At 69.4% G+C, this 17,441-nt stretch carries 13 protein-coding genes; 7 read left to right on the top strand and 6 right to left on the bottom strand.

What is annotated here, in order from left to right; translation table 11 throughout:
• Positions 1-111 precede the first annotated feature (111 nt).
• The 3 genes from OUA97_RS07085 to OUA97_RS07075 all read left to right on the top strand — a co-directional run bounded on the left by OUA97_RS07085 (position 112) and on the right by OUA97_RS07075 (position 2,976).
• Complete coding sequence (locus tag OUA97_RS07085) at positions 112-1,368, top strand: tyrosine-type recombinase/integrase (RefSeq protein ID WP_267231124.1); 1,257 nt, start codon at positions 112-114, stop codon at positions 1,366-1,368.
• Positions 1,369-1,378: 10 nt separating this feature from the next.
• A complete protein-coding gene (locus OUA97_RS07080; protein ID WP_267231123.1) occupies positions 1,379-2,692 on the top strand; it encodes a SidA/IucD/PvdA family monooxygenase in 1,314 nt (437 codons plus the stop codon).
• A gap of 86 nt (positions 2,693-2,778) precedes the next feature.
• Positions 2,779-2,976 (top strand): hypothetical protein, encoded by a 198-nt coding sequence (locus OUA97_RS07075; protein ID WP_267231122.1) that lies wholly within the window; start codon positions 2,779-2,781, stop codon positions 2,974-2,976.
• Positions 2,977-3,015: 39 nt separating this feature from the next.
• On the opposite strand, the gene OUA97_RS07070 is transcribed toward OUA97_RS07075, so the two are convergent.
• Together OUA97_RS07070 and OUA97_RS07065 are read right to left on the bottom strand one after the other, a co-directional pair.
• Positions 3,016-3,312 carry a helix-turn-helix transcriptional regulator gene (locus OUA97_RS07070; protein WP_267231121.1) on the bottom strand — a complete coding sequence of 99 codons (297 nt, stop codon included), beginning with the start codon at positions 3,310-3,312 and terminating at the stop codon, positions 3,016-3,018.
• The gene (locus OUA97_RS07065) at positions 3,309-3,590 is read right to left on the bottom strand and encodes a helix-turn-helix domain-containing protein (protein ID WP_267231119.1); all 282 of its coding nucleotides are present in this window, start codon (positions 3,588-3,590) and stop codon (positions 3,309-3,311) included. Before OUA97_RS07065 ends, OUA97_RS07070 begins: the two co-directional genes overlap by 4 nt.
• A 334-nt stretch (positions 3,591-3,924) precedes the next feature.
• On the opposite strand from OUA97_RS07065, the gene OUA97_RS07060 reads away from it, so the two are divergent.
• From OUA97_RS07060 to OUA97_RS07050, 3 genes are all read left to right on the top strand, one after another.
• Positions 3,925-4,524 (top strand): winged helix-turn-helix domain-containing protein, encoded by a 600-nt coding sequence (locus OUA97_RS07060; protein ID WP_267231118.1) that lies wholly within the window; start codon positions 3,925-3,927, stop codon positions 4,522-4,524.
• 274 nt (positions 4,525-4,798) lie between these two features.
• Positions 4,799-5,470, top strand: a complete 672-nt coding sequence (locus OUA97_RS07055; protein WP_267231117.1) for a lasso peptide biosynthesis B2 protein — start codon at positions 4,799-4,801, stop codon at positions 5,468-5,470.
• A 70-nt stretch (positions 5,471-5,540) separates the two neighbouring features.
• Positions 5,541-7,211 (top strand): asparagine synthase C-terminal domain-containing protein, encoded by a 1,671-nt coding sequence (locus OUA97_RS07050; RefSeq protein ID WP_267231116.1) that lies wholly within the window; start codon positions 5,541-5,543, stop codon positions 7,209-7,211.
• On the opposite strand, the gene OUA97_RS07045 is transcribed toward OUA97_RS07050, so the two are convergent.
• The 4 genes from OUA97_RS07045 to OUA97_RS07030 all read right to left on the bottom strand — a co-directional run bounded on the left by OUA97_RS07045 (position 7,135) and on the right by OUA97_RS07030 (position 14,251).
• On the bottom strand, positions 7,135-9,576 hold the full coding sequence (locus OUA97_RS07045; protein ID WP_267231115.1) for a prolyl oligopeptidase family serine peptidase: 2,442 nt from the start codon (positions 9,574-9,576) through the stop codon (positions 7,135-7,137). The genes OUA97_RS07050 and OUA97_RS07045 overlap by 77 nt on opposite strands.
• A gap of 30 nt (positions 9,577-9,606) precedes the next feature.
• A complete protein-coding gene (locus tag OUA97_RS07040; RefSeq protein ID WP_267231114.1) occupies positions 9,607-12,597 on the bottom strand; it encodes a TonB-dependent receptor in 2,991 nt (996 codons plus the stop codon).
• A 154-nt stretch (positions 12,598-12,751) separates the two neighbouring features.
• Positions 12,752-13,729 (bottom strand): FecR family protein, encoded by a 978-nt coding sequence (locus OUA97_RS07035; protein ID WP_267231113.1) that lies wholly within the window; start codon positions 13,727-13,729, stop codon positions 12,752-12,754.
• A gap of 6 nt (positions 13,730-13,735) precedes the next feature.
• Complete coding sequence (locus OUA97_RS07030; RefSeq protein WP_267231112.1) at positions 13,736-14,251, bottom strand: RNA polymerase sigma factor; 516 nt, start codon at positions 14,249-14,251, stop codon at positions 13,736-13,738.
• A gap of 830 nt (positions 14,252-15,081) precedes the next feature.
• Between OUA97_RS07030 and OUA97_RS07025 the strand changes: the two genes are divergently transcribed.
• Positions 15,082-17,061: a ParB/RepB/Spo0J family partition protein gene (locus OUA97_RS07025; RefSeq protein ID WP_267231111.1), complete on the top strand. Its 1,980-nt coding sequence runs from the start codon at positions 15,082-15,084 to the stop codon at positions 17,059-17,061.
• Positions 17,062-17,441: the final 380 nt, after the last annotated feature.

Here is a 17,441-nt window from a genome sequence, read left to right as displayed (position 1 = left end):
TGAATTCAGCCGGGGTGACGGTATTTGTTTGGCCATAAGTGGCGGAAAACAAATCACAAAATCCGCGCTGGACGGCCGAAATTGGCCTGACGGTATTTTGCGGAGATTGGCGTGCTTACAGACGTCGCCCTCAAGAATCTCAGGGCTCGAGCAAAGGGCTACAAGGTCACCGATAGGGACGGAATGTACGTGCACGTGTCGCCAGGCGGCGCGATCTCGTTTCGTTTCGACTATCGGCTGAATGGTCGGCGGGAGACCGTCATGCTCGGCCGCTACGGTCCGGCAGGACTCTCCTTGGCGCGAGCGCGAGAGAAGTGCTTGGACGCCCGCCGCGCGGTGAGCGAGGGCCGTTCCCCGGCCATCGAGAAGCAGCGGGAGAAGCGGCGGATCAAGGAGGCGAAGAGCTTCGGCCAGTTCGGTGAGAAGTGGCTGACAGATGGGCCGATGGCGGACAGCACGAAGGCGATGCGTCGCTCGATCTGGGAACGGGACCTGTTGCCGGCCTGGCGCAATCGCCTTTTGACAGAAATCTCGCCTGCCGACATCCGAGCCCTGTGCGCCAAGATTGTCGATCGCGGCGCGCCCGCGACGGCGCTGCACGTTCGCGACATCGTCAAGCAGATCTTCGGCTTCGCGATCTTGCATGGTGAGAAAGTCGCAAATCCGGCCGATGAGGTTGGCCCGTCGTCCATCGCCACGTTCAGGCCGCGTGACCGGTCGCTGTCGCCGTCGGAAATCCGCATCGTGCTGACGCAGGTCGAGCATGTGGCGACGCTTCCAACGATCCGGCTCGGCATCCGCCTGTTTCTGATGACCCTGGTGCGAAAGAGCGAGCTGCAGGATGCGACCTGGGATGAGGTCGACTTTGAGAACGCGGTCTGGACCATCCCGAAAGAGAGGATGAAGCGGTCGAAGGCCCATAACGTCTATCTTTCGACCCAGGCGCTCGACATCTTCATCGCGCTCAAAACCTGCGCCGGGAACTCGCGGTACCTGCTGCCGTCGCGCTACGATGCAGACGCGCCCATGTCGCGGGCCACGTTCAATCGCGTGACGACGGCGATCTACGAGCGGGCGACGGGTCAAGGGCTGCCGCTGGAGCCGTTCACGGTGCACGATCTGCGTCGCACCGGATCGACGCTCCTCAATGAGCTCGGATACAACAGCGACTGGATCGAAAAGTGCCTCGCCCACGAGGACGGACGGTCATCGCGAGGCGTGTACAACAAGGCCGAGTACGAGGTGCAGCGGCGACACATGTTGCAGGAGTGGTCGAACGTCCTGGAGGCCTGGGCGGAAGGTCGGAAGTATGTTCCGGTACTGATGCCGCCTCAAATGCCGATCCTGGCGCCTGACCCCAGCCTCTAGGCCGCCGATCGTGACCAAATCCCTCGCGATTGTCGGAGCGGGCCCCAAGGCCGCAGCCATCGTGGCTCGCGCGGCCGTTCTGCGTGAGCTGTGGCCGGAGCGGGAGCATCCGCAGATCGTCGTCTACGAACAGGTCGCGCCTGGATCGGCCTGGAGCGGGGAGGCGGGCTACACGAGCGGCCTTCTGCAGCTCTGTTCTCCAGCCGAAAAGGACATCGGCTTCCCCTATGTTGAGACCACCGGCCTGGACGGCGACCCGACCCGGTCGATCGCCGGCGAGATCTTCAGGCGGTTCAGCTGGAACGCCTTCCTCGTCGAGACCGGACGGTTCGCCGATTGGGTTGACCGTGGGCGCGAGCCTCCGCCGCATGCCGCGTGGGCGCACTACATCGCCTGGGTGTTTGAGCGCGCCGGGCAGGCCTGCACGATTGCCGAGGTCACCCGTATCGCGCGGACAGGCCACGGCATGTGGCGCATCACGTCCCGAGCTGGAGACGTCGATAACCTCTTGGACTCGGACGGGGTCGTCCTGACGGGAACGGGCGATCCAAGACGTGTTCCCGAACGTGGGGAGATCCCGGCGCAGCGGATCTTCGATCCGGCCGATGTCTGGGCGGCGAGGGACCTCTTCCTCGCCGGGCGGGAGAAGGTTGTCGCCGTCGTGGGCGACGGCGGCGCAGCAGGCGCGGTGGCCGCTTGGCTTGCGCCGCGGCTGGCGGAGAGGGGATCGTCACTCCGGAGCATCAGCCCACTGGGCACCTTGCTGCCCAGAGGTGATGGTCACGCCGAGCGTCGCTGGTTTACCGACCCTTCCGACTGGCGCGAGCTGTCGGAGCCCCAACGGCAAACGCTGCTGGCGCACACCGAGTCAGGGGTGATCTCGCTGCGCAACAAGGCGGTGATCGATGCCGCTAGCAACGTTGAGTATGCCGTGGGCCGGGCAGAAGGCGTCCGCTTTGAGCTCGATGAGCTTCTCATCACCATCGGCTACGACCGCCCATCAGGCGATGGCGGGACAGTTTCGATGACGCGCGATGTTGCAGCTGACTACCTGGTGAATGCTATGGGCTTTGACCCGTGGAGCGTCCTGAAGATCGTGCGCGGCAAGGCTCAGGCGCTGCTCGCCGACACGCCCACGGCGAGGGCCTTGAAACGTACGACGACAAGCGAGATGCGCGCGGATTTGTCGTTGCCACCGTCTTCGGAGGTTCCCGACGGTCTGCATGTTCCAGGCCTTTGCGGCTTGGCGCGCGGGCCGGGCATGCCCACCCTTGGATGCCTCGGCCTCGTCGCGAGTGCGGTGCTCGACGGGTACGTCGACTGATCCCGGGAACCAGAATTGTAAGTAAGCGCTGACAATCTATAGATATATACCTATATATGTCCGGTGAGGTTTTTGAGGAGGCATCCATGGACGAAGACATGGTTCTCAGGTCTGTGAACCTGCGGGTGCGCGACGACAATGCGCTGCGCCAATTTGCGTTCGATCGTCATCTCACCAAGAGCGATCTCATTCGCGCCGCGATCCGCGCGAAGCTTGAGGAGTGGCGGGGGGACAACTCCGGTGAGGTCCTGCAGGCCGATCTCGCCGCCGCGCAGGAGCGCTGACGCGGGTTGAACTCTGACGATGCGCCCGCCCCGGGCGGGCTAGCCCGCTAGTCCCGCGCCGGCGCCAGGCCGCGCGATCGCCTTGACCGGCCGTGTCCGGCGCTTGTGAACGTCCGGATGCTGCGCTCTGACAACCGGGGCGGCCCGTCGCTTGTCGAGCCAGGCCTCCACTTCGCTGAGATCCCACACGATGCAGCGCGGCGAGAGCGCGAACCGCCTGGGAAACTCCCCGCGCTGCTCCATCTCATAGATCGTGCTGTCGGCGAGCGGGACCATCTCACGGAGTTCGCGCCGGCGGATCATCCGCTTCAGGGGCGGGCTGGCGGTGCGGTTCATGGCTTGTCGGCGCGCATCACAACGCCCTCCACTGACGCCGTTCCGATCATCACCGCCGTCAGGATGGCATGCGGGTCGCTGTCGGTGGCCAGGGCGAACGCCTTGATGCGCTCGAAGTTGAGCTGACCGCGGCCGGCCTCGAAATGCTGGTAGGTGCGCAAGGCCAGGCCCATGGCAGCGGCGACCTCCCGGGCGGACATGCCGCGGCGCCGGCGGATCGCCCGGAGGGCTTCCTTGAGGGTGTTGGTCTCACTGAGAGGGCCATCGGCGGGCGGCATGGGACAAGCACTGCGCAACGCGGCCTACTCGCCGCGATGTTTCTTTTGGCGTCGCCCGGACAAGCAATCAATGGTTGTCGAGGTGATCTGCTCACAAAATGCGAGCAATGCCGAATAATCACGGATCGAGATCGAATGAAACGCGGAGTTGGGGTAATGGATCTGCGCCAGAATGTGGCGCACGTGCCGCCAGATCATTGCGTCGAAAGATCCAGAATGTTGCCGAAGCCTGCGGATATTGCAGAATGTTGGTGATGATCTGCGCGCGAGGGCTGGACGGCTTGTCGCCAACGCGTCTTCACTCAGAGCAAAGAGAGATGAAGGGGAGGGCCGATTGCGGACCAGGGACCCTTTCGGCGAGGTCCTGGAGGCCCTGCGCCGACGAATTCGCGAGGGCCAGCTCGCGCCAGGCGCGCCCCTGATCGTGATGGATCTCGCGGCCGATCTGGACGTCTCGGCGACCCCAGTGCGCGAGGCCCTGGCCCATCTTGCCGGCGAAGGCCTGGTCGGTGGCCGTCACGGCCAGGTGCGCGGCTATTTCGTCTGGTCGGCAAGTCCCTCCGATCTCTCAGATCTCCTGCGGCTGCACCAGGCCCAGGTCCTGATCGCGGTCGCGCAGGCGCCCGCGCCCGCCACCTTTATGCGAGATCCGTCGCCGGCCGTTGACGGCGCCGACCCGGTGGCGCTGGCCGAGGCGTACTTCGCCGCCAAGGTCTCGGCCGGGGGTGGACCCGTCTTGATGCGCGCCCACCTTCAGGTCGCCGATCGCCTGCATCTGCTGCGCCAGCGCGAGAGCCGGGTCCTGCCCGACGTGGCCGCGGAGCTGGCCGACCTGATCGCCGCAGAGCCTGGGCCCGAGGCGGCCGCCCGGCTGCGGGCCTATCATCGGCGACGCCTGGGCGCTGTGGTCCGCTTGGGCGCATTGATGGTCTGACGCGGCCCTATTCTATAGAGCAACTATAGATTGAATACAGAACGGCCGGGGCGCTCGATCAGCAGGCCGCAATTCCGCGGCGCAGTCCTGATGGAGGTTCCGATGATCCGGACACCGACTTCGAAGCTGATCTGCTTCGGCCAAGCCAAGCGCGTGACTCTCGGCGGCGACCTGAACCAGCCGCCTGAGTTCGAGCTGCAGCCGCGCCCGTAAGGGCCCGTCGGGGCCGGCGGAAGTCCATGTCTTCCGCCGGCTTCGCAGCCGAGACCCGCCCATGCCCCTCACGCCCACCTGGCGCTTCGCGCCGAGCGTCCATGCCGTCATCGACAGCGGCGCGCTCGTAATGCTCGATGTCCGCGCCGACGCCTACTATTGCCTGCCGGCCGCCGGCGAGGGCCTTCCGCCCGGTCCGATCAACGCCGACGTCAAGCGCCTGCCACGCGATCTCCTGGCCGAACTCGCCGGCGCCGGCCTGATCGTCGAGGCCGTGGGCGCATCTCCCCCGGCCCTGACGGTGACCCCGGTCACCAGCGATCTCAGCCGCGATGTCCTCCCGCGACCGAGCTTGGCGGACGGCGCACGGTTATCCCTGGCCATGGCGCGCCTGGCGCCCAGCTTCTGGCGCAAGCCGTTCGCCGAGGTGCTCGATCACGGCCGTCGCCGCCGCCAGCCCTTAGCTGGTGACTGCAGTGAACCGACCGAGCCCCTCCTGACGCAGGCCAGGCTCTTCAACGCCGTGTTGCCCTGGTCTCCGGTCCAGGGCGCGTGCCTCTTCCAAGCGACCTTGCTGCTGGAATTCCTGGCGGCGCGCGGGCTCGCCGCCGACTGGGTGTTCGGGGTGCGGACCTGGCCGTTCTCCGCCCACTGCTGGGTCCAGGCTGGCGGGATCGTGCTCAACGACACCGTTGAGCGGGTCGCCCCCTACCGCCAGATCCTGCGGGTCTGACATGGTGGGCTATGTCGCCTTTCACTGGTCAGAGGCGCCGCCGCCTAGTCCGCTCGAGCCACTCCGCGCCGTGCTCGCCTTGCAGTCCGACTGGCGGATCGCCGTCGACGTCGACGGCTTGCTGCTGGCGGTCCGCGGGCCTGTCTGGCCCCGGGTGCGGCGCTTGCCTGCGCGCCGGGGCTGGGTGGTCGGCGATCTCTTCCGCCGCACGTTCCGGCCGGTCGCCGACGACGAGGCCGACCATCTGATGATCTCCCAGGCCTGCCCGGCCCTCGAGGTCGCCGAACGGCTGAGGGACACCTATTGGGGCCGCTACGTGGCCCTGATCGATCCCGTTCGCGCGGCCGGCGGCGTCTATCGCGACCCGTCCGGCGCGGTGGACGCCCTGACCTGGCGCGGCGATCGCCTGTCCGTCGCCGCCGCCCAGTGCCCGGCCTGGATGCCGCCGGGCCTGGCGCCGGCCGTGACCTTCGACTGGCCGGAGATCGGCCGATGGCTGGTCGACGGTAGCGCGCCGGCGGTGCGCTCGGGCCTGCGCTCGGTGCGTTCAGTCACCCCAGGCGCCTTCGCCGCCTTCGCCGGCGGTGAGCGTCAGGTCTGGCGCCCCAGCGACTATGCGCAACGCCCCTCCATGTCAGCCGCGGACGCCGCGACGGCCTTGCCAGACCTGCTCGACCAGTGCGTCGCCGCGTCAATCGCCGATGCCGCCGGAATCGCCGCCGAGATCTCCGGCGGACTCGACTCCGCGATCCTGGCGTCAAGCCTAGCGCCGGCCGGGGGCGAGCGGGTGCGCCATTGGTTCAACTATCACGCGGCCGAGGGCTCCGGGGACGAACGGCCCTTCGCGCGCGACGTGGCCGCCCGTTGGGGCGTGCGTCTCACCGAGGTGTTCCGCGCCCCGTTCCGCTACGACGCCGAACTGCTGGAAGGCGGGGCCCTTGGCCTGCGACCGGGCTTCCAGGCCTTCGACGCCGCGGCCGACATCGACCTGGCGCGCCGGCTCGCCGAGGCCGGTTGCGACCGGATGGTGAGCGGCCAGGGCGGCGACATGGCGCTGTTCAACATCCCGACCGCGGTGGTGGTCGCCGACCACCTGCGCGCCACGGGTCTGCGCGGCGTGAGCTCCCCCTATGTCGCCGACGTCGCGCGCTGGACGCGCCAGTCGGTCTGGCGGACCCTCGGCCAGGCGCTGAAGCCGGGCGCGGCCTGGTGGGGCGAGGCCAAGCTGCACGATCACCCCTGGATGGCCGGGACGGCAGGCCTGCCCCCCGGCAAGCGCGCGCACATCGCCATCATCGCCCAGAAGCTGACCGCGCACATTGAGAACCGTCGGAGCCGGCAGGCCGAGATCCTGACGCCGTTCCTGTTCCAGCCGATCGTCGAGCATTGCCTGGCCATCCCCGTCCCCGATCTCACCGCCGGCGGGCGAGAACGGGCGCTCGCCCGGCGCGCGTTCGCTGCGCGCCTGCCGGTCTCGGTGCTGGAGCGGCGCGAGAAGGGCGAGTTCTCGGCCTTCTATCACCGGGTGATCGCCGACAGCCTGCCGTTTCTGCGGGGCTATCTGCTCGATGGAGAGCTCGCCGGCGCCGGGCTGATCGACACCGATCGCTTCGACCGGCTGCTCACCGTGGAGAATTTGATCTGGCACGCCGACAGCGCACCGATCATGGCGGCGGCGACGGCGGAGGCGTGGGTCCGCTGCTGGCGTCGGCGGGGGGGAGGGTCGTCGCCAGCCAGCTGAGGATTGTCCGGTAGCGGTCGCGAATATTGGCCGGGCTCGCCGTGTTGTGACCTTCGCCCCAATAGACCACCAGCTGGGCGTCCTTGCCCTGCCGGTAGAGGGCGCTGAACATCGCCTGCGACTGGAACACCCCCAACTCGTCGGTCTCCCCGTGCAGCAGCAGCACCGGGGCGGTGATCTTGTCGGCGACGAAGAGCGCGCTGGCGCGCCGATAGCGCTCCGGGTCGATCCAGGGCGGCGCGCCCATGCTGGCCTGGGCCTGCTCCACATGGCCGTTGGTGAGGTTCGGTGCGTAGCCGTCCTCGGGCACGGCGGCCTGATGCAGGGGGAAGATCGCCCAGTTGGAGACGTCGTCGGCGACGGCGGCGCTGGCGATCACGGACCTGAACCGCGCCGACTGGGCTGCGGCGAGCAGCACCCCACGCCCGCCGAAACTATGACCGAACAGGGCGATCCGATCTGGATCCACATGCCCTTGAGCCACAGCCGCATCGACCGCTCGCAGAATGTCGTCGGCGAGGCCGGCGCCCGGCTCATCGACGCCTGCCGTGTAGGGCAGGCTCGGGGCCAGCACCGCATAGCCGGCGGCGGCCAGCAGCTGGGCGTTGGCCGAGTCGTTCCACTCCCCCAAGGCCAGGTGACGCGGCGCGGCGGTGAAGACGTGGCCCCGATAGGGGATCACCACCAGGGGCAGCTTGGCGTTCGCTGGCCGGTCGGCCGGCAGGTAGAGCGAGCTCGTCAAAGGTTCGCCGCGGGCGCCGCGATGGGAGACCGCAACAACATTGGCCGGCGTCACCGCCTGGTAGCCGGCGTTGAGCTGCAGGATGGGGGTCTGCGCCCCGGGCGACACCAGGGTCACCGTCCGCTGGCCATTGCTCGCGCGTGTCAGGACGATGGCGAAGATCCGGCCTACGGCGAGAACATCGGTGTCAGGCGGTAGGCCCGCCTGTCGGGCGGGCGAGGCGGGTGGGCGCCAAACGAGTTTGGCGCCCCCGTCTTCGACCAGGGTTGTGTCCGGACCCGGTGGGGTGGGGTCGTTGCGGACACGGGCCTGACCGTCGACGGATCTCAAGAGGACCGCAGCGCTCGGCGTGCGCGGGCCGGCGGTGGCCTGTCCGGCCGCATCGACGGTCCAGAGCCGTTCGGCGCTGACGAGGCCGATCCGCGTGGGCGCGAGACTGGCTAGGACAGGTGTCGGGGCGGCCAGGCCGCCTGTCAGCTTGACCGGACCGCTGGCAGCGAGCCGGTACCAGTCGGAGCGGCCGCCTTGGCTCGGTCGGGCGTAGGCCACGACCTCGCGGCCCATCCAGACCGCGCGGGGGTAGAGGTGATCCTCGCCGCTGCGGTCTTGGGTGAGCGTCAAGTCACCCGTTTCGAGCGGCGTGCAGCCCTGGGTCGTCACCCGCGTCAACTGGCGGGCGTTCCAGGCGCCGCCGGCAGGATGTAACGCGGCGAGCAGTTCCTCGCGGTCGGGCGCCCAGCTGAGCTGCAGGAGCGTCGCCTCGGTCTCGCCGCAGGGCGTGGCCAAGGCGCCGGTGTCGAGATCCACCAGGCTGAGCCGCCGCTTGCGGCTGGGCAGCGCGCTATAGACCCGGTCGCCCGGGCGATCCTGGGTCTCGGCGCGGTTCTCAAGCAGGGCGACATGGCGGCCCGAACGCGAGACCTCCAGATCGACGAAGTCGCCCTGGGCCAGGGTGCGGATGGCGCCGGTGTCGGCCTCGACGCTGAGCAGCAGCAAGGGGAGCCGGGTGGCGCGCACGGACTCGAACCGGCCGCTGCCATATCGGACCTTTGACGGCGATTGTCCGGCGGCCGTCCGCGCCCGGCCCGCCGCCACACGCTCGCCCGCCCGCCACGGAATGGCCAGCTGCCTGGGGATGTCGCCATCAGCCCTGGCCAGCAGCACCAGGGTCGACGCCGAGCGCCACTGCGCGGCCCGGCCATAGAGCGGTTGGTCGGGCGTCACCGGCAACCAGATCACCTGGCGCGTGGCGAGTTTCAGGATGCCGGCCTCATACCGGCGCGCCACCAGGCGATAGACCAGCATGTGGCGTCCATCCGGGGCGATGGGGCCAGCCAGATAGCCCGCCTCCGGGGTTTGGTCGAACAAAGGGGTGGCGATCGCCGGCCGGCGCAGATCGACATAGGCGAGCTGCGTCAGGCGGGCCGTGGTGTGCAGGTTGAGGTCGAACGCCGCGGCCTGACGCCAGGGCCGCCGATGCTCGATCACCGCCCACCGCTCCGCGGGATCGATCAGCACCTGGCCGACCGATTCCGTGGACAGCAGGTCTTCCACCGTGAAGGGGCGCGCGGCCGTCGAGGTCGGCGCGAGCGCGCAGACCAGCAGCGCCAGAAGCGCACGCATGGCTACCTCAGGAAGTTTAGGGGTGGGGCGCTACCAGCGCTTGGTAAGCCGCACGGCCAGGAAGCGGCCGATGGGATCGGCGTTGGCCGCGTCGTACCCGACCCCCTGCGGGCTGTCGTAGAAGGGTGGGTCTGCGTCGAACAGGTTCTGCGCGGTGGCGGCCACGGTGAGGCCTTCGAAGACCCCGCCGCGGGGCGACCAGGTCAGTTGCAGGTCCACGGTCGTCCAGGCGTCGATTCCCTGACCGGCGCTGGTCTTGTAGGCGCCCGCATGATTGACGCCCAAGGTCCCGCCAAGCGCGTCACGCCGCCAGGTCACGGCGGCGCGGCCGCGGAACCGGAGCGGTTGGCCGGCGACATTGACGAAATCGCCGATGGGCGCGGTGGGGGTCAGCTGCTGCTCGTAGTCGATCAGGTAGGCGCCGTTGGCGGAAAGGTCGAACCGGTCGGCGCCGCGATCGAAGCCATAGCTCACCTGAGCATCGATCCCCCGGACATGCAGCCGCCCGGTGTTGGCATACCGGCTGTCGATGATCACGCCGAAGGCGTTGGCGGGGTAGAGCCCAGGGGTGGTGTAGGTGGGATCCTCCAGCAGGGTCTGGAGCGCCGCCTGGTCGGCGGCGCTTGCCGGACTGACGAACCGGACGAAGGGCGCGATCACCGGATTGGTCACCCCGCTCGCCAGGAACCGAAACACGGGCCGGTCGATCTGGTTGGTGAAGTCGGTGTCGAAAAACGTCGCCGACACCTTGAGGCCCGGCAGGGCCGGCGGTGTCAGGTCGAAGCCGAGGGTCCAGGAGGTGGCGCTCTCGGGCTCCAGGTCCCGATTGCCCCCATCGACGTTCAGGGCGAGCACCCGCGCCCCGCCGCTGGTGAAGCTGAGCGCGTTGATGGTCTTGGGCAGGTTGATCTCGGTCAGACCCGGCGCGCGATAGGAGGTGCCATAGGTGGCGCGCACCCGGGCGCCCTCGATGGGCTCCCAGGTCACGCCCACCTTGGGGTCGGCGGAGTCCTTGGCGTCGCTATAGGCCTCGATCCGTCCGGCGAGCGACAGCTCGAGCCGACGCACCCCACGCAAGGCGTTGTCGGGACCGACCAGCGGCGCGCGCAGTTCGGCGAAGGCGGCGCTGACCCTTCGCCCCTGTCGCGTCGGCGCGGTGATCGTCGGCGCGACCGTGAACAGCTGGCTCTCCTGGTACTGGTCGAAGGTTTCGCGCCGGACGTGCCCGCCGAGGGCGAGGCGCAGATCGCCGCCCGGCAGGCTGAAGAGCTTGCCGTCGGCCTGCAGGTTGAAGGCGCGCACCCGGCTCTCGAACCGCTGCTTGCTGTAGCCGCTGCCGATGAAGTCCAGCACCGCCTGGCTGTTGGCTTGTCCCGAGCCATAGGGGTTGAAGAACCCGTCGCGGGCGGCGCGGAACGTCGTGGCCGGGTTGTCGGCGCTGACGCCTACCGCCTCGTTGAGGAACAGCGAGTTCAGGTTGCCCGTGGTGCCGGCGTTGGTTTTCTCTTGGGCGAACGCGCCATAGGCTTCGGCCCGCCAATCTCCCCAGAGGTCCGCGCGCGCGCCGGCCGAGACGCCAAGGCTGCGACCGACAGCGAAGGCGTTGGTGGGACCAAGGTCGTCGTAGAACGAGTAGGCGATCTGCTGGGTTCTTGCGCCGGTTGGCGAGGCGAAGAGGGGGTTGGCGTCGGTGATGTTGACGATGGCCGACGGCGCAATCGACGCCGTGTTCGTCGCCCGCCGGCTGAACCGCAGATCGCCCGTGAGCTCAAGCCCAGCGCCCAGGGTCTGCGACACCGCGGCATAGAGGCTATTGCGCTCCTGCTGGGGGAGCAGGTCGGTGCCCTCCCGCACCGTTTGGTAGTTCAACTGGCCGAGCTGGAAGTCCGCGGCGCTGAGAGGAAAGGTCGTTGCGCCGGCGCGGATCCCATAGGTCGGGACGGAGCTGTTCGTCGCCGGATTGAACACCAGCACGTTGCCGGGGCTGGCGTTGGTTGACCGGTGATCCGTGCCGCCCAACGGCCGCAGATCCGCGCTGGCGGTATAGGCCCGGTCGGCGAAGCTCAGCCGGTCGCGCTGATAGTACTCGTAGCTGACCAGGGCATGGCCGCTCCCCCAGACCTTGCCGAACGTCTGGGCCAGGGTGGTCTCGGCGCCGCCGCCGCGCGCGGCGCCATACCGCGCACGGGTTTCAGCGCCGTCAAAATCGCGCTTCATCAGGATGTTGACCACCCCGCCGACCGCGTCCGAGCCGTAGAGCGCCGAGGCTCCGTCCAGCAAGACCTCCACCCGCGCCACCGCGGCGGCCGGGATCGCCGAGACGTCGGCGAAGTCGCCACGGCCGCCGGTCCCCGCCATCCGCCGCCCGTTCACCAGCACGAGGGTGGCGTCGGGGCCCAGGGCCCGCAGGTTGACCCCGGTGGCCCGGGCGTAGTTCTGCGAGGTGGTGTCGAAGCCGGTGCTCACCGCATCCGGCGTGGCCAGCCCGGCATAGTTCTGCGGCAGGGCCGCCAGGGTGTCGGCCAGCGTGCCGTAGCCTTGCCGGTCGATCTCGTCGCGATCAAACTGCAGCACCGGTGAAGCGCCGGACCGCACCCCACGGATATGGGTGCCGGTCACCACCAGCTCGTCGAGCATCTCGGCGGCTGGCGCGTCGGTCTCGCTCAAAACGGGCTCCGATACGGCGGCCACGACCCCGCGGCGGAGGACCAGCACGCCTGGCCGGCTCTGCCGCACGGTAAGCCCCGTACCCGCCAGCAGGCGGTCCAAGGCGTCCCGCGCCGTGTAGGCGCCGGTGAGCCCGTCACTGCGCCGGCCCACTACCAGGTCCGGCGTGTAGAGCAACTGCACGCGAGCCTGGATGGCGTAGGTGGTCAGCGCCCCGTCCAGCGCCCCGGGCGGGATGGTGAACTGGATGGTGGGCTCGGCCGGCGCGGCGATCGCCGCCGGGGCGGCCGCCAGCAGGGCCAAGGTGCTGCAGGCGGTCAGGGACAGTCGATGAAACAATGCAGATCGCGACACGGTACACTTTCCCCCTCTGGACGCGGACCCCTGCGCCGAAGCGCGGAGCCGCTATTGGGGGATAGACACCACCGCCCAGGGCTGACCCTGACGAGGCTAGCAAATTCTTCCTGAGGAGGTGAACGCCGAAACCGCGACGTCGCGTTGATCTCGGCTAGGCTCTCGGCGACAGGCGGATCTCATCGCGCTTGGGCCTCTCCGCCGAGAGATTGAAGAGGTCACAGACCGCCGCGACGAACGCCTCGGTGTCGCCGGTGTCGAACTTTCCGTTCACGGGCGCCGCGCCCAGGTCGCCGGCGTCGAGCGTAACCTTCGTGTGGCTGTAGCGATTGACCTCGGCGACAGCATCCGCCAGCGGCGTGGCCTGGAACACCAGCTGGCCGGCGGTCCAGCTCGTCGCCGCGGCGACATCGACCGCGGCGGGCTTCGCGGCCGCCGGGCCGGTGGCGATCGCCTGACCAGGCGCCAGCCGCCAAACCTTGGTGGCGCCCGGCGCGCCGTGGCGGACCTCGACGGCGCCTTCCACAAGGGTGACCTGAGCCGCGCCATTGATGAGACGCACATCAAACCGGGTGCCTATCGCCCGGACCTTCGCGTCGTCGGCCGAGACGATGAACGGCCGGGCCGCGTCGTGGGCCACCTCGAAGAACGCCTGACCCCTTACAAGCCGGATATCCCGCTCATCCTCGCCCAACTTCACCCGCAGTCGGGTGTCGGTGTCCAGACGCACGCGGGTGCCGTCCTCGAGGGTCACCAGCTGTTGCTCGCCGATCTTGGTCTGGTAGGTCTGGCCAGCGCTGGCCACCGCCAGGTAAAGCGCCGCCGCGCCCACCGCCGCCAACCCGCCCAAAGGCAAGGTCCAGCTTCGCGCCCAGTTGCGCCACCGCCGGCGCCGCGCCCCCCGCGCGTGGGCGTTCGCCGCGGCGCGGGCGATGTGGGGGTCGTCCCGCAGTTTCGCCCCGATCTCCCAGATCGCCTCTACACGACCATAGGCCGCGTCGTTGGCCGGCACGCGGCGCCAGGCGTGGAACGCCTCCAGAGCAGGTGTGCTGATGCGACGACTGTTCAGCTGCGCGAACCAGTCGGCGGCCTCCCGCTCGGCCTGCTCCTCATTGGTGCTGAAGCTCGCCATGGCGCCTCAATCCAGCATGCGCGCGGCGATCAGGGCCAGCGCTTTCGACATCCGCCATTCGACAGTCTTGAGCGGAATATCGCAATGGGCTGCAATCTGATCATAGGTCATTCCGACATGCCGGTTCAGCAGAAAGATGTCCCTGTAGGGTCCGGGCAGGCTGTCCAGCACCTGGCGGTACAACACCGCCTGGCTCTGCTCGGTGTCGGCATGGACATCGGCATGGTGCGCCAGTTCCGAGAATCGATAGTCGCGACGTCGGCGGCGCGCCGCCCCGCGATGGCCGTTGAGCGCCAGGTTCCGGGCGATCCGCAACAGCAGGCCTTGCGGATGACGGATCTCGCCCGCGGCGTGCAGTGGGGCCAAGCGCAGATAGGCTTCCTGGACAAGGTCGTCGGCCTCATCGGCGCCGTGTTGGCGGCGCAACATCGCTTTCAGCCAACCCGAATAGCGGCGGTAGAGATCGTCCAGACCACCGTCGTCTGCCGGTGCGGCCGGATTGGAACCGTCTGGCGGCGTCATCGCCTGCTCCCTCAACTGCTCACCTGGGGCGGGCGCTAAGCGCAATCCTTTGGAAGGCCCTGTGGCGAGCGGTCGGGCCACGCGGAATCCAGCCGCGCCGCGCGGGCGCGCCTCGATGACCCGGACGAACGGCCCGGTTGGTCGCGTGATCTCTGCACAGGGGATTCCAAGCCCCTGCCGGCGCTTTCACGCCAGCAGGGGAATCGTGAACCAATCCAGCCGGCGGCGCAAGAGTCGCGCCGAAGGGGGTCGGGCGTTGGAATCCTCCGCAGTGGGAGGCCCGCGTGTTGGAGGTCCGACCGCTGCCGCATGGGCGCCATGCGCCCATCCCCCGGCTCCAGGTCGGCTCGTATTGGCGGCGCCCGAGGCGCTGTTCTACGAGGGGTGATCGCGGCCAACAAGTCGGCGCCGCATCCGATGTTTGTTCGAACAAACTGAAAGTTCCCGCATCGCCTGAGCGGTGAGCCGCCGGCGATCGCCCTCGGTCCCGCCGCGTGCGCGGCTCCTACGGGGGCGCCGTCTGCGCGCCTTCGGCGTCGCCGGCCGCTCGTCGCCGCGTCCCGCCCGCCGAAAGCGGGCTCCTTGCAGTCTTCATTCTTGGGACGCGCCCGGCGACGGGCGCGTCGGCGCTTAGGGCTCCGCCCTCGGCGCGCTTCGGAACGGCTTCCGCCCAGCTTCGGGGCGGGCAGGACCGCGAGGTCCGCGCAAGGGCCGAGCCCCTGCAGCCAGGTCCCCGCGAAGCCGTCCACTCCGCTTGCACACCCGGTCTCGCCGACGGGCAGGGCCGCAGGCGCGCCTTGCGCCTGCACCCATGCCCCAAGGAGGCATCCATGACTGTTCACAGCCCTATCGAAATCGCCGCGCCGCAAGCGGGCGGCCTGCAAGCGGGCGCCATCGTCGAGGTGGCGCTCAACAAGTTGAAACCCTCGCCCCGAAACGCGCGGCGCACCCCGCATGCGGACGCCGACATCGCGGCCCTGGCCGCCAGCATCGCCGTGAAGGGGTTGCTTCAGGCGCCGGTCGTGGAGCCGGAGACGGACGGGGAGGGCGCCCCGACCGGCTTCTACCTCGTCAGCATCGGCGAGGGGCGCCGTCAGGCGCTCACCCTGCTCGCCAAGCGCAAGGCGATCCCAAAGTCCGCGCCCGTGCGCTGCGTGGTCGATGTCGACCACGACCCTCACGAGATCAGCCTGGACGAGAACGTCACCCGCACGGCCATGCATCCCGCCGATCAGTTCGAAGCGTTCAGCAGGCTGGCGGAAGAACGCGGCCTGGGGGCCGAGGAGATCGGCGCCCGGTTCGGCGTCTCGGCCCAGGTCGTGCGCCAGCGCCTGCGGCTGGGGGCGGTCAGCCCAAACCTGATGGCGCTCTATCGCGCCGGAGACCTCAACCTCGACCAGCTGATGGCCTTCGCCGTCAGCGAGGACCATGCTCGCCAGGAGCAGGTGCTGGACCAGCTGGACGGCCATCGCCCGCCCTATCTGATCCGCAGGGCGATGACCGAGGCCAAGGTTTCGGCGCAGGATCGCCGGGCGCTGTTCATCGGCGTCGAGGCCTATGTGGAGGCGGGCGGTACGATCCTCCGCGACCTCTTCACCGAGGACGGCGGCGGCTGGTTCGAGGACGTGGCCCTGTTGGAGCGGATGGTCGGCGAAAAGCTTGCGGCGCTCGCCACGGCGGTGCGGGAGACCGAGGGCTGGAAGTGGGCCGAGGCGCACCTCGACTATCCCCGAGCGCTCGGCCTCTCGCGTGTCTATCCCCGGCCCGTGGAGCGCTCCGACGAGGTGAAGGCCGAAATGGCCGCGCTTTCGGAGGCCTATGACGCCCTGGTCAGCGACTGGGACGCGGTGGACGACCTGCCCCCGGAGATCGCCGCGCGGTTCGCCGAGATCGATGCGGCCCTCGACGCCTTCGGCGACGGGACCGCCTATGACCCCGACGAGATCGCCCGGGGCGGGGTGTTCGTGATCCTCGGACAGGACGGCGTGGCCCGATGCGAGCGCGGCTTCGTCCGTCCCGAGGACGTGCCGCCGCCCGCCGCCGAACCCGAGGCCGAACCGGCCGAGGCGCCCCGTGCCGACGCGCCCGCTGCGGACGAGGAGGCCGAGGACGAGGGCTGTGGTCCGCTCGGCGAACGCCTGGTGCTGGACCTGACGGCGCAGCGCACCATGGCGCTGCGCGACGCCCTGGGCGGCCAGCCGACCGTCGCCCTGAGCGCGGTCGTCCACGCCCTGGCGGCGTCGCTGTTCTATCCGCCCTACGAGCGCGGGTCCTGCCTGGAGCTTCGGCACACCAGCACCTTCCTGTCGGGCCACGCGCCGGGGCTGGAGGACACGCGCGGGGGGCTGGCGGTGGCCGAGCGCCACGCCCGCTGGGCCGGTCGCATGCCGGACGCCTTGGCCGACCTCTGGGACATGGTTCTGGCCCTCGACGGGGGCGACCTGCTCGACCTCCTGGCCCATTGCGCCAGCCAGTCGCTCAACGCGCTGCGCGCGCCCCACGACCGCAAGCCGGGGGCGTGGGCCCATGCTGACCAACTGGCGGTGGCGCTAGACCTGGACATGAGCGGCTACTGGACGCCCACGGTGACCAGCTATCTGGGGCGGGTCACCAAGGCCCGGATCGGGGAGGCGGTGCGCGAGGCGGTGTCGGACGCGGCGGCCGAACGCCTCGGCGACTTGAAGAAGCCGGACATGGCCGCCGAGGCCGAGACCCTGCTGGCCGGTACGGGGTGGCTGCCGGGTCTGCTGCGGACGCCGAAACCCGATGCCGGGCGACAGGAGGTTCCGGCGCAGCAGGACGCCGCCTGACGAAAAGCGCGCGCGGGGCCGTCTGGGGCGTCGCGTGATCTTCGACCTGGGGCCGTGCGGCGTCGCGCCGTGCGGCCCTTTGCGCTTTGAAAAGACGGCGTCGCCGGGAGGGCGCGCGGTCGCCAAGCTGGGGTCACCGGGGCGTCCGCCGGCCCATGCCGCCTCTCTGGCCGGATCGGGCCGAGGCCCGCTGGCCGCCGCAACGCCGGAGGCGACTTCTTTCCCCTGACGGCTGCGCCGCCATTCCTCGCGAGACAAACAAGTCGCCGCCGACGTCCTCCGCTGCGCTGCGGGCCAAGCGGCTGCGGCGGCCAGCGGACCTCGGCCTGGAGATCGCCATCGAGGCCGCGATGGGCGCGGTCCGAAACCCAAGGAGACTT

The organism is Phenylobacterium sp. 58.2.17 (genome assembly GCF_026411515.1).
Lineage (GTDB): Bacteria > Pseudomonadota > Alphaproteobacteria > Caulobacterales > Caulobacteraceae > Phenylobacterium.
Note: the sequence above shows the minus strand (reverse complement) of the source record. Positions and strands in the feature narration are given on the sequence as shown.

What these genes read in the sequence shown, in the direction of transcription:
- OUA97_RS07035 (WP_267231113.1), bottom strand. Translation starts at nt 13,729, where the DNA reads ATGGCGAGCTTCAGCACCAATGAGGAGCAGGCCGAGCGGGAGGCCGCC.
- OUA97_RS07030 (WP_267231112.1), bottom strand. Translation starts at nt 14,251, where the DNA reads ATGACGCCGCCAGACGGTTCCAATCCGGCCGCACCGGCAGACGACGGT.
- OUA97_RS07055 (WP_267231117.1), top strand. Translation starts at nt 4,799, where the DNA reads ATGCCCCTCACGCCCACCTGGCGCTTCGCGCCGAGCGTCCATGCCGTC.
- OUA97_RS07075 (WP_267231122.1), top strand. Translation starts at nt 2,779, where the DNA reads ATGGACGAAGACATGGTTCTCAGGTCTGTGAACCTGCGGGTGCGCGAC.
- OUA97_RS07025 (WP_267231111.1), top strand. Translation starts at nt 15,082, where the DNA reads ATGACTGTTCACAGCCCTATCGAAATCGCCGCGCCGCAAGCGGGCGGC.
- OUA97_RS07065 (WP_267231119.1), bottom strand. Translation starts at nt 3,590, where the DNA reads ATGCCGCCCGCCGATGGCCCTCTCAGTGAGACCAACACCCTCAAGGAA.
- OUA97_RS07070 (WP_267231121.1), bottom strand. Translation starts at nt 3,312, where the DNA reads ATGAACCGCACCGCCAGCCCGCCCCTGAAGCGGATGATCCGCCGGCGC.
- OUA97_RS07045 (WP_267231115.1), bottom strand. Translation starts at nt 9,576, where the DNA reads ATGCGTGCGCTTCTGGCGCTGCTGGTCTGCGCGCTCGCGCCGACCTCG.